General features: G+C 60.6%; 8 protein-coding genes. 5 read left to right on the top strand and 3 right to left on the bottom strand.

Annotated features, from left to right (window positions below; all coding sequences use genetic code 11):
- Positions 1–14: 14 nt before the first annotated feature.
- The 3 genes from C8D82_RS02470 to C8D82_RS20975 form a co-directional block, all read right to left on the bottom strand.
- The gene (locus C8D82_RS02470; RefSeq protein ID WP_165832785.1) at positions 15–1196 is read right to left on the bottom strand and encodes a substrate-binding domain-containing protein; all 1182 of its coding nucleotides are present in this window, start codon (positions 1194–1196) and stop codon (positions 15–17) included.
- 85 nt (positions 1197–1281) lie between these two features.
- Positions 1282–3900, bottom strand: a complete 2619-nt coding sequence (locus tag C8D82_RS02465; protein WP_116882684.1) for a hypothetical protein — start codon at positions 3898–3900, stop codon at positions 1282–1284.
- Positions 3901–3920: 20 nt separating this feature from the next.
- Positions 3921–4997, bottom strand: a complete 1077-nt coding sequence (locus C8D82_RS20975; protein ID WP_147835800.1) for a type II secretion system protein — start codon at positions 4995–4997, stop codon at positions 3921–3923.
- 302 nt (positions 4998–5299) lie between these two features.
- Here C8D82_RS20975 and C8D82_RS02455 point away from each other — a divergent pair, with 302 nt between their 5' ends.
- The 5 genes from C8D82_RS02455 to hrpA all read left to right on the top strand — a co-directional run bounded on the left by C8D82_RS02455 (position 5300) and on the right by hrpA (position 12584).
- Positions 5300–6106, top strand: a complete 807-nt coding sequence (locus C8D82_RS02455) for a 3'-5' exonuclease (protein WP_206212458.1) — start codon at positions 5300–5302, stop codon at positions 6104–6106.
- On the top strand, positions 6090–6935 hold the full coding sequence (locus C8D82_RS02450; RefSeq protein ID WP_116882683.1) for a hypothetical protein: 846 nt from the start codon (positions 6090–6092) through the stop codon (positions 6933–6935). Before C8D82_RS02455 ends, C8D82_RS02450 begins: the two co-directional genes overlap by 17 nt.
- A gap of 65 nt (positions 6936–7000) precedes the next feature.
- On the top strand, positions 7001–7597 hold the full coding sequence (hisB, locus tag C8D82_RS02445; RefSeq protein ID WP_116882682.1) for an imidazoleglycerol-phosphate dehydratase HisB: 597 nt from the start codon (positions 7001–7003) through the stop codon (positions 7595–7597).
- A 65-nt stretch (positions 7598–7662) separates the two neighbouring features.
- On the top strand, positions 7663–8880 hold the full coding sequence (locus C8D82_RS02440) for an MFS transporter (protein WP_116882681.1): 1218 nt from the start codon (positions 7663–7665) through the stop codon (positions 8878–8880).
- Entirely contained in the window at positions 8877–12584 is a 3708-nt protein-coding gene (hrpA, locus tag C8D82_RS02435; RefSeq protein ID WP_116882680.1) for an ATP-dependent RNA helicase HrpA, read from the top strand. Before C8D82_RS02440 ends, hrpA begins: the two co-directional genes overlap by 4 nt.
- Positions 12585–12588: the final 4 nt, after the last annotated feature.

The following is a 12588-nucleotide window of genomic DNA, read 5'->3' as shown; positions in this document are numbered from 1 at the left end:
GTTCAGCAACGGGTTTACCGTTCCGGCATGTCCGGCGCCGGAACGGCCCCGAGCTGCGGAAGCAACCGGCGCAACTCCGATTCCGACCGCCGAAGACGGCCGCAGCAGCTGTCGCGTATCAACACTTCGAGCTGCGGCAGCGCAGCTTCGCTGAATTTCTCCCGTTCCTCCAGAAAATCCAACGCCCGCTTCAGCATTCGCCCCGCCATATAGCGGTACGGAAACAGGACCGTCGAAAGCGGCGGATCCACATATTGCGAAAAAGCGAAATTATTCACGCCCATCACCGCCATTTCCTCCGGCAGTTTCCAGCCGCTTTTACGGGCGGCGATCACCAGCCGCATCGCTTCGATATCGTCATAGCAGATCACTGCCAGATCGCCGCGCCGGCATTCCCAGCCGGCCAGCGCCGCGTCAACTTCGGCCGGGGACGGTCCGGCAAACACGCCGTCAGGCGCTCTGCGGAACTCCTCGGCACATTCGCAATAGCAACGGAAATGGGTTTCCCCTTTCCCTTCCTCATCCCGCCTGCCGAAATACGCAATATGGCCGAAGCCCAACGCACGGAAATACCGGAATTGGAAATAAACCGTATCCCGGTCAAACCATGAGTACAGCTCGCGCGGTTCATAACACAGCTCTTCATAGCCGGTCACCAGCCTGCCCAACACCAGCGGCAGCGGCACACTTTCAAGGAATGCGCGCGCCGCGTCCGTTAAGAAACGCTCCCGTTCCGCAACAAAGATCATCGCACGGCAATTACTGCGCTTCATCGCCCGGACCGCCTGCATGGCGCCCTCCCAATCGGCGGCGACATGATGCTCAAGCTGCAACTCGAGCCGGCCAGCCTCACGTTGCAGTTCAATCAGCAGCGAAGTGGAAAATTCACTGACCGCCGGAAACAGCAGCACCCCGATTCGCCGCAGCGAAACAACCTGCAGGCGCGACTGAGTCCTGCCGATCAGATGACTGGTATCGCAGCGGACAAAATTGCCGAGACGCCCTTGCGATTCAACCACGCCGTTTTCACCAAGGAACATGATCGCCTTGCGAACGGTATGCAGATTGCAGCCGAATTTCTGCGCCAGGGATCGCACTCCCGGCAATTTGCTGCCGGGAACGAATCCCTCGTCGCGAATCATCGCAATGATCGCATTGAGCACCTTCTCATAGACAAATGGTTCCGATTCCATCATTTTCCCCTGATTCACGCAAATATAACGCCCATCGCACGCAATTGCAACCGGAGAAAACGTTTTTCCCGCCGGACATGCGCATTCTTCACGGAGCCGGCCGTACCAGCTCATAAGCCATAGCCGGTCCCGTTCGGGCGAACGTGTCGGCGACAAACGTAATTTTTTCCCTGTTCCGCTCGAAGGGAATTTCCGCCAGGCGCCGCCCGGAACAGTCCAATGCGTACAGTTTCCATTCCGCCGGCGGCAATGCAAGCGTGAAATCCGCAACGGCTTTCCTGACCAGCAGCGGCCCGCTGCCGTAGTCCTCCACCACCATCCCGGAACTGCGCAGGGTCAATCCCTCGCGCCGGACATTGCCGATATGCAGCACCAGAAGCCGCGACGACTCCGGCAGCGGGCGGTTATCCAGCGCGATGACGCCGGCGGCGCAGGCGCTTTTCCGGTTCCGTACAGTCAATATTCCGCCGGAGAGTGTTTCTCCTTCCGGCAGAATCAGCGTTTCACTGCGCGGCGTTACCGCCTGGAAGAGGTTTCTCCGGAAATCGACGTGAAGTTCGCCTGTGGAACTGGCAACCTCCGTAACCAGGTTTTTCGGATTTCGCAGTACGGGCACTCCTTTCCGGACCTCGCCGATGATCTCCGGCGCCAGAGCATAGAGCTGTTCCGTGCCTGCGGGAAGCCGCGTGGCCTCTCCGCGCCAGACAATGGACCCCGTCCGGCACCGCAAAGCCAATTCTCCCGCCGCCTCGGGATAAAGCTGCCGGTAATCCTTGTGGGCTTCAGGCGAGACCGCCACCGGGACGCAGTTCCGGGCCGGTTTCACATCACGCCGCAGGAAAAACACCGCGGCCAGACGGTCGCCCAGCAGCCGGACCGGATCATCCGCCGCATCGAAACAGCCCGGATTGCTCAATGTGTGCGAATAGGCAAAACGATTCAGCGCATCCCAATCCTGAAGCGCCGCATAAGCTGCAAAGATCGGCGTTCCCTGCATGCGGTAATCCCCCGGACCGCTGAAATCAAATTCCGAAACGGTAAACGGCCGGTCGAAAAGCCGGGTCGGCGCGATCCGGGCCGGAGATTGCAGGCGATCCGCAATTACGCTCCGGCCATGAAATTTCATCGGCAGCTCCCACGTTTTTTCAGGAAAAACCGGATGGTCATAATAGAGATGCTGATCCACATAATCATACAGCTCACGATGCACGGCAAGATTCGGCGAGGCAATGAAATTCTGTTCCGTCAGCGGCACACGCACTCCCAGGCCGCGCAGAAACTCCGCCATGTCTTTGTAATAAGCGATATAGACATCGGAAATGAATTTCCGGAACAGTTCCGGGTCAGGCTCTCCACCTTTCATTCCCCCCGGATACCGCCGCTCAAACTCCGCCCGGTAACGCTCCCGGACTCCTTTGGAAACCCCGTTCATGATCAGGTGGAACGGCGTATTTTCATTGATGATGCTGAGCTTCAGCAAGGCAGGCTCCTCCGCCAGCGTCAAGCCGGTATAAGGATTGCGGTGAGTCAGCAGATTCCTCGAAAATTCCTTCAGGTTCCGGTTCACTTCCGGAATCAGCATCGCGGCGAGCTTGTAGTCACGGTCGTTCCGTATCTGCGGGAATTCTCCGGCGGCAGGTTTTCTCGACATGAAAAGATCGATCGTCACATAGATTCCCCGCTTCTTCAAAGCGGCGATCAGATATTCAAATTTATCCAGTTGTCCCGGATGCAGTGAAACGCTGTCCCGTCGTTCCGATGCAAGTATTTTGTCATCAAAGTGATGCAGCCGGATCACATTATATCCGGTGCGCGCGGAGATTTCGGCAAGTTCTTCCGCCCGGTCATGTGACGGGAAGCAGGCGGCATGGACAAGGTTGGCTCCGTAGAAGCGGACCGGCCTGTCATTCCGTTCGAAAACGAAATGACCGTTTTCCACTTTCAGAAATCCGTATTTCCCGGCGGGAGCATCCAGCAGAAACGAGAAATCCAGTGCGGAACCTTTGCACACTTCGCGCCGGAACGGCAAACGCTTCCAATCGCCTTTCTCCCGTAAAACCCGGCTTTTTTCCCGGTTTTCCAACACCTCCTCCGTCGCGGAGCCGGAGACGGCGGCAACCATCCACAAGCCGGTCAGCCCGGAACGGCGCAGCAGGATATGTCTGACCGCCCCGCCCCGCAATGCGAACGAACTCGCGTAAAGTCCGACAACCGAGCTTGGATTCCGTCCCTCCCAGGCGACGATGCCGTTGCATAGAGCAGTCGGCTCCCACCAGTTGCCGACATCCCGGCCTGACAGCACAGGCAATTCCTCCTCGGAGCCGTCCATATAGGCGATGCGGATGTATCCGAGCGGCCGCTCGAAAGCAGGAAGCCAGGCGGCGGCGTGCAGCAGGAATAACGTTTTCAACGTTTTTCCATTCAGATCAATCCGGGCGGATGACGCAAAGTCCCGCTGCGGCGTTTTCCCCAGCACAATCGCGGCACGCCGTCCTCCGGCAATTCTGAACTCAACCGGCGCACAGCGGATCACACCGGGGGCAAGAGTGCGCAGATCATTCTCCGCGCCCTGATCGGTCCAGCCGCCTTTGCCGTCATCCGCCGTATCGTCGCGAAATTCCGAATTGGCCGCACGGCTCAAATCCAGCGGCACGGCGCCGCACAGCACTCCGCAGGAAACGATCAATGCGACAATGAACTTGAACATAAAAATTCCCTTTCGCTTTTTCAGACATCCAGATCATCGCAACGGAACCGGACCTGATTTTGCCGGACCCGGTTGACATGCGGTCCGAACAGGTCCCCGACATGCCCGTCGCCAAAAGCCATATTGCTGAAGCCGCCATGCGGGAAATAGAGACTTCCCCAGCTCCCCATATAAGAACCGCTCTGCTCCCACAATACAAAATACCCGCTGTCCATTGTCATGAAATATCGCGAAGGCGCCTTAAGCCGGGTACGCTTCACCGGTTCGTTAGCCCAGCCCGACTGAAAAAATCCCCGGTGGCGATTTCCCGCATATCCGCCATATCCGGGGGTAAGCCGCACCCCGTCAACCGTGGTGGACGCCCAGCCGTACTGAGTTCGCGACGGATCGAATTCCGGGCACGGCGGAACCGCGTAGGTCGCCCACAGATCAGTCGCGGCAGGAACGTAATTGCCTTTCCGGTAACGCTGCTGAAACAGGCTTTCCGCATAGACCGCAAGACTTTGAAACCAATCCACGTTTCTCCAGCCACCTCCCAGCGGAGCCAGCATCCGGACAGGGCAGATATATCCGCCGTTGTCGTCGGAATAAAACATATCAATCTGCCCCATCTGCTTCAGCGTTCCCTTACAGCTGACGCTCCGCGCTGTCATTCGCGCCTTATTCAGCGCCGGCAGCAGCATACTTGCAAGGATCGCGATAATAGCAATCACCACGAGCAGCTCAATCAGCGTAAAACTGCAGCGGGATAGTCTCCGACGGAGGATTTCGCTCCTGCCGGAGCGACCAGCGCTTTCGCCGCTGGACCACGACCGGCAAGGTGCCGGCGCCGGGTACGGAACGGTCGACAGGCGGAGCAGCGGTCGGTCGGCGAGGGAAGAAGATTTCGACTTGCCGCTTGCAGAGCATTGGCGGAGGCGTGAGAGCTTGCCGGGCGCATGTGAGAAGTTGGGGATATTCGGTACGGGGAGAGACGCGGCGCAAGTCGCCGCTTTCTCTCCCCCGAACCCCTCTCTTTTACGCGGAGCGGGAATGAGGGGCCTGGGGAGCAGAGCGGCAGCGCAGAAGTGATTGCATACTTTATGAATTACAGTCATCAATAATTTAATCAATGTAATTTTTTTTATTCTTCTGCGGACTTTTCTTTCCGTAAAACTTCTTTTGTACGGCATCATTTTCCCTCCTGCATGATTAACGGTGGTCTTCTGGTTGTCAGTTGTAATCGGCGCCTCTGTTATATATTTTACTATAACAAACTGTCAATGTCAATACCTCTCCGTAATTTTTCCATGAAAAAGTTCTGCCGGGAAGCGGGCAGATTTCCTGAATTTCCTTTGCAATCCGGTTCCGGCGGTGGTATATTCCAGCAGTAATCATTATTTGACAAGGGAGCGCATCGATGATGCAGAATTTACAGTTGGAGCGGCCGCTGGTCGTTTTCGATATCGAAAGTACCGGCGTGATGCCGCAGCGGGACCGGATCGTGGAAATCGCGGTGCTGAAGATTTTCCCGGACGGGCACACCCAGAACACCGTCCGGCGGCTGAATCCCGAAATGCCGATTCCGCCGGGAGCCACCGCGATCCACGGCATCAGCGACGCCGACGTGGCCGACTGCCCGACCTTCCTGCTGATCGCGGAAAAGCTGTTCCGCTACATTGAGGACTGCGACCTCGCCGGCTACAACATCACCGGTTTCGATATCCCGATGCTGGAAGCCGAATTCAAGCGGGCCGGTTTCACTTTCAAGGTGGACGACCGCAAGGTGATCGATGCGTACAACATCTTCTGCAAGCTCTATCCGCGCACCCTGACCGCCGCCTATCAGTTCTTCTGCGGCAAGGAGCTGGAGGGCGCGCACGGCGCCGCCGCCGACACCGCCGCGACTTTCGAGGTATTGCTCGGCCAACTGGAAAAACACCCGGAATTGCCGCGCACCGTGGCCGAACTCGCCGATTTCAGCGATCTGGCCGGGCCGGACGCGGTGGACCGCACCCGCCGCTTCAAGTGGAGCGACAACGAGGTGATCGTGAACTTCGGCAAGAACGCGGGACGCACCCTGCGCGACATCGCGTCGAACGATCCGGGTTTCCTGCGCTGGATCGTCCGCAGCGACTTCACCGACGAGGTCAAGGAGATCGCAAACAACGCGCTGCTCGGCAAGTTCCCGACCCGGGAGAATGCGGCCAATGGCGCAGCGGAGTGACCTTGCCTCCTTACTGAGCCTGCTTGACGACGAGGATGAAACCGTCGCCGTCAATGCGATGGCCGAACTCCTGAACCGCGAAGCGGAGCTGGGCGACGCGCTGGCGGTCCTTCAGGAGTCGGATCATCCGCTGTTGCGCCGCCGCAGCCACCAGCTGCAGGCGGCGATTACGCTGCGCCGCCGCCGCCGGGAGTTCGCTTCCCGGCTGAACGCGCCCCATATCGACCTGATCGACGGCCTGATTGACGTGCACCTGCAGTGGTATGACAACGACTCCCGGCCCGAACTGGTCCGTATCTGGGAAAAATTCCGGGCCGAGGCGAACCGCTGCCCGCTGCGCACTCTGGAGAACATCGCTTACTTCATGCGCAAATGCGGCTTCACCGCCCGCAACGAGACCACGATGCGTCCCGAATACTACTGCATCGGGCCGGTCTTGGAGAACCGTTGCGGAGCCGTGGCGATTCTCGCCGGGCTGGCGCTGGAGGTCGCGGAGCCGGAAGCCGGCCTCCGGCTGGTCCGGGTGCTCGGGGATTTCGCGCTGTACGACGGCGAGGGCCGGCTGCTGGTGCCGGAGCACGACTGGCAGATCTGCGCCGCCCCCGGCATCAGCCATTGCGAGTTCTGGGACCGGCGGATGCTGCTGCGCTTCGCGGCGCTGAACCTCTTTTCCTGCGCGGTCAACAGCGACAGTTTCCGGTATGTGCTGACCATCGCCCAGGCGCTGACCGGCAGCGACACCGACGAGCCGATGGATTACTTCCCCTATCCGTATTATCCGGCCGACGACGATCCGGAACCGGAAAAAAATCAGGACCCGTCATTGTAAAGCGGCTTTTCCCGTGTTACATTATAGGAACTTGTGATGTAACTCTGTTTCAATGAGGTATCTTTATGGCTACGGAACGCTTCGCGGCGGTCAGGCGCACCACCCGCGAAACCGATATTGAAGTGAAGATTTCGCTTGACGGCACCGGCCGCGGTCAAATCGACACCGGCATTCCCTTCATGGACCACATGCTCGAACTCTTCGCCCGGCACGGCTTCTTCGATCTTGAAGTCAAGGCGGTCGGCGACCTCGCCGTGGATTACCACCACACGATGGAAGATCTCGGGCTGGTGCTGGGCGACGCGCTGGCGAAAGCGCTCGGCGACAAGGCCGGAATCCGCCGCTACGGCAATATGATCCTGCCGATGGATGAAACGCTGGTGCTGGTGGCGCTGGACCTCTCGGGACGGCCCTGTCTGGTCTGGGATGTCGACTTCCCCGCGCCGGGCATGATCCGCGACCTCGACGTGCGGCTTTTTCATGAATTTTTCCTGGCTCTGGTCAACAAATCCGGTATGAATCTGCATGTGAAGAAACTGGCGGGCGAAGAGGTGCATCATGTCGCCGAAGCGATCTTCAAGGCATTCGCCAAGGCGCTCGACCAGGCGACCGCCATCGATCCGCGCGTGGTCGGGGTGCTTTCCACCAAAGGGTCACTGTAATTCAACTGTTTTGCGGGCGCATTCCGGGCAAGGGTGCGCCCGTTTTGTAATGGAACTGTATATCTATGGCTAAGAAAATGGTGTTCGGGCGGTACGACTATGCCGCATTTTCCTGTTTCATCGCATACGCCTGCTGTTCGCTGGTGGTGCCGGTCTGTCTGGTCCAGCTTGCGCAGTCGCTCGGCTTCCCGCTCGGCGAAGGCGGCAAAGGCGCGGGCGGAGCGCTGCAGCTCGGCCGGAGCATTCCGATGGTGGCGGCGATGCTCTTTTGCGGTTTCGCGGCGGGGCGCTGGGGCAAGGTGCGCTCGCTCGGCGTGGCGATGGTGCTGATGAGCGTCGGAATCGGGCTGGCGGCGATCGCCCCGGCCTACGGTCTCCTGTTCGCGGCGGTCGCGGTCGCCGGACTCGGAGAAGGCGTGGTCGAAGGACTCGCGACCCCGGTGATCCAAGACCTGCACATCGACGACGAACCCGGGCGTTATATCAACTTTTCGCACTCTTTCTGGTCGGTCGGCGTGGTCGGCACGGTGATGCTGGCCGGATTGCTGCTCTACTGCGGCGTGTCATGGCGCTTCGTCCTCGCCGGAGCCTGCGTGATTTCGCTGGTCCCCGCTTTTCTGTTCCTGCTGCCCTATCACGGCCCCCAGAAGCCGGACCGGCAGGAGCAGCTGCACTGGACGACCGTATCCGGCCATGCGCTGGAGCTTGTGAAAACTCCGCGTTTCTGGCTCTTTTTCACGGCGATGTTCCTCGCCGGAGGCGGTGAATTCTGCCTGACCTTCTGGGTGTCGAGCTTTATCCAGCTCGACTACAGCGCGTCGGCGCTGATGGGCGGACTCGGCACCGCGTTCTTCGCGGGCGGCATGATTGTCGGACGCATGGTTTCGGGCTTTCTGGTCAGCCAGGAAAAACTCCGGCATCTGGTGGTCGGCTGCGCGGTTGCCGGAACGCTGCTCGGACTCTTCCCGCCGCTGCTCTCCGCCGACATGATCTGGATTCTCTTCGGATTGCTCTTTTTCCTCGGCATCGCGACCGGTCCCTTCTGGCCGAGCATCCAGAGCTACTGCGTGGACCGGGTCAAGGGAGACTCCACGATGATCTTCATTCTGCTCTCCTGCGCGGGAGTGCCGGGCTGCGGCTTTTTCGCGTGGCTAATGGGAGTGGTCGGCGACCGCTGGGGACTGCGCGACTCCTTCTTCCTGGTTCCGGCCTGCTATGCCGGGCTGGGACTGCTGATCGCGTATGACTGGTGCGTATTGCGCCGGGAAAGACAGCGAAAATGAATCCGCGCCCCGAAAATCCCGATTACGCGGCCAGTTGCGACCGCTTCCGGGTCGAATTTCCCGAAGAACTGCCGATTTCCCGCCACGTCGATGAGATTAAAAAGGCGTGGGAATCCAGCCCGGTGATCATCGTCGGCGGCGACACCGGCAGCGGCAAGACCACCCAGCTTCCCAAGATCGCACTCGCACTCGGCTACGGGCGGCGCGGACGGATCGGCTGCACCCAGCCGCGCCGGATCGCGGCCTCGGCGATGTCCCGCCGCGTCGCGCAGGAACTGGGCTGCGAACCGGGAACCGGCGTCGGCTATCAGGTCCGCTTCGACGACCGCACCACAAAATCGACTGTACTCAAGTTCATGACCGACGGCATCCTGCTTGCCGAAACCCGCAACGACCGCAGCCTGCGCCAGTATGAGGTATTGATCATCGACGAGGCGCACGAACGCTCGCTGAATATCGACTTCCTGCTCGGCTACCTGAAAAACCTGCTGCCGCACCGGCCCGACTTGAAAGTGGCGATTTCGTCGGCAACGCTGGATACGCAGGAGTTTTCCCGGTTCTTCAACGACGCGCCGGTGATCGCGATCGAAGGGCGCACCTATCCGGTCGAAGATGTATTCATGCCGCCGGAGTACGACGAGGAGCTTTCCGCGCAGATTGCCCGCGCGGCGGAATTTGTGACCAGCCTGGACCCGCAGGGCGACATTCTCGTATTCCTGCCCGGCGAACGGGAAATCCGTGACGCAACCGACGTGCTGACCGGCCGCAGGCTGCGCAATACCGAGGTGCTGCCGCTCTTCGGCCGTCTCTCCGCCGCCGACCAGCAGAAAGTGTTCAATCCGGGGGGGCAGCGCCGGATCGTACTGGCGACCAATGTGGCCGAAACCAGCGTGACCATCCCGCGCATCCGTTTCGTGATCGATTCGGGGCTGGCGCGGATCAAGCGGTTCAACCCGCGCACCCAGATCGAGGAGTTGCAGGTCGAATCGATCAGCCAGGCGAGCGCCCGGCAGCGGCGCGGCCGCTGCGGCCGTATCGCCGACGGCGTCTGCGTGCATCTGTACAGCGAAGAGGATCTCGAACGCTCCGCGCCCTATACCGATCCCGAAATCAAGCGGACCGGGCTGGCCGGCGTGATCCTGCAGATGGCCGCGCTCGGACTGCCGCGGATCACCCACTTCCCCTTCATCAATCCCCCTCCCCCGGCGGCGGTGCGCGAAGGGTTGCGCACGCTGGAGGACCTGCGCGCACTCGATCCGGCGGGAAGGCTGACCCGTGAAGGCTGGAAACTCGCGGAGCTGCCGATCGACCCGCACCTCGGCAAGATGCTCGCATTCGCGGAAAAGCGGCGGGTGCTCCCGGAGCTGCTGGTGATCGCGGCCTATCTGTCGATACAGGACCCGCAGGAGCGCCCGCTCGAAAAGCAGCAGGCCGCCGACGAGGCGCACCGCAGATACCGGGACAAAAAATCCGACTTCGTGACCATCCTGAATCTGTGGAACGCGATTCAGCAGGAGTGTCCGTCAAACCGGCAACTGCGTGTTTTCGCCCGCAGGAATTTCTACAATTTCAACCGTCTGCTGGAGTGGCGCAATCTCGCCGCCGATCTCGCCGACGCCGCCGCCGACCTCAAGTGGAGCGGCGCAAAACTGCCGAAGCTGCTGGAAAATCCGCCGTATGACCAGGTGCACCAGTCGATTCTGGCGGGGATTCCGCGCCACATCGCCCGGTATATGCCGGAAGAGCAGCACTATCTCGGCACCGGGGCGCGCAAATTTCTGATCTTCCCCGGCTCCGGGCTGTTCAAAGCCAAGCCGGCGCCGGAGTGGCTGATGAGCTTTGCGCTGGTCGAAACCAGCCGCCTTTTCGCACGGCAGAACGCGGCGATCCGCCCCGACTACCTCGAACAGGCCGCGCCGCATTTGTGCACCAGAATCTACGACCAGCCCTACTGGGACGCCGAATCCGGCTTCGTATACGCCCGCGAGCGGCTCACTTTCGGGGGGCTGCTGATCCACAACGGGCGGCGGGTGCTTTACAGCAAGAGCCATCCGGCGGAAGCGCGTGAAATCTTCATCCGCGAGGCGCTGGCGACCGGCAGCGTGATCATTCCGAAAACGTGGATTGAAAAGAGCGCCCATGTGCTCGAATCGCTTGCTCTGCTGGAGGAAAAGGTCCGCCGTCCCGGCACTATCCTCGATCCCGAAGCTGTGGTCGAACACTACCTGACGCTGCTGCCGGAGGGAATCGACAGCGTCAAATCACTGAAGGAACTGATCCGCAATGATTCGCAGGATTACTCCATCACGCCGCAGGATGCGATGCAGGAGCAGTTCCGGCAGTGGGAAGAGGGCGATTACCCCGATGCGCTCGCCTTTTCCGGCCAGTCCTTCCGGCTACGCTACTCGTTCACGCCGGGTGAGCCGGAGGACGGGCTCACGCTTTACGTTCCCTCCGACCAGCTGAACCTGCTGCCCGGCCATGCGCTCGACTGGCTGGTACCCGGCTACCTGCCGGAGAAGGTCGAACTGATGATCCGCGCGCTGCCCAAACCGGTCCGGCAGGCCGCCGGCCCGATCGCGGAGACGGTCGCCGCCTTCTGTGAAGCGGTGAAGTCCGGCGCGGTCTTTTCCGAACAGCCGCTCGCGGCGGCTCTGGCCGAATACCTGCGCGACAATCTGGGAGAACCGGTCGCGCCCGCCGATTTCGACAACGTCCGGCTCCCCGAATACCTGACCATGAAGCTCGCCGAACTCAACCGCAACGGCAAAATCGTCCAGCTTCACCGCGAAATCCCGGCCTCGGTCCAACAGGGCTCCCGCCTGAGCCGCGCAGTCGCCGGAGCGAAGAATTACACCGCCGCCGGCTGTACCGCATGGCCCGGCCTGAAGCCCCTCCCCTTCGAAGTGGAGCTGCCCAACGGCAACGGCAAAACCGCCTATCCGGCACTGTGCGACGAGGGCGAAAGCATCGGCCAGGCGCTCTATCTCAAGGAATCGGAAGCGCGGATGAACCACCGCAAGGGAATCATCCGGCTCTTCAAACTCGAAAACGCCGCGCAGCTGAAATTCTTCAAGCGCACGATCCGGTTTTCGCGTCAGGCGGAGCTGTCGTGGTTCCTGAACTACCGCGACTACGCCGACGACCTGCTCGACACCGCAATCGCCGCCGCCTTCGAGAGCGATCTCTGGGAAATCCGGGACGGCCTCGCCTTCGGCATCGGCGCGGAGCACGCCAAACAGGAGCTGGGCTGCTTCGTGGACCGGATGGTCAAACAGCTCGAAGGCTACTATGCCAACTACCAGCTCGGCCGCGACCTCGCCAAACGGATCAAGGCGCAGTGTCCCGAAAGCGCGGCGGATATGAAACGCCATCTCGACTTTCTGTTCCGCAACCGCTTCCTGAAAAGCGACTTCGTATTCGAGGACTATCCCCGCTATTTGCGCGGCGTGAAAATCCGGGCGGAGCGGGCGGCGGGAGCGCCGGGGCGCGACGAAACCAAACTCGACGCCATCTCCGACTATCTCGACCGCTTCCATCTGGCGGCGGAAAGCGTGCCGGAGCTGACCGACAAACCGCTGCTGCACGACTTCTGGCGGCTGACCGAGGAGTGCCGCCTTGCGGTTTTCGCGCCGGAAGTGCCGCTCGGCGAACGCGCCCCGCTGAAAAAACTGGACAAGGCATGGGAAGAACTGCGGTTCTGAAGGA

This window comes from Victivallis vadensis (assembly GCF_003096415.1).
In the GTDB taxonomy this organism is placed as follows: Bacteria; Verrucomicrobiota; Lentisphaeria; order Victivallales; family Victivallaceae; genus Victivallis; species Victivallis vadensis.
Note: the sequence above shows the minus strand (reverse complement) of the source record. Positions and strands in the feature narration are given on the sequence as shown.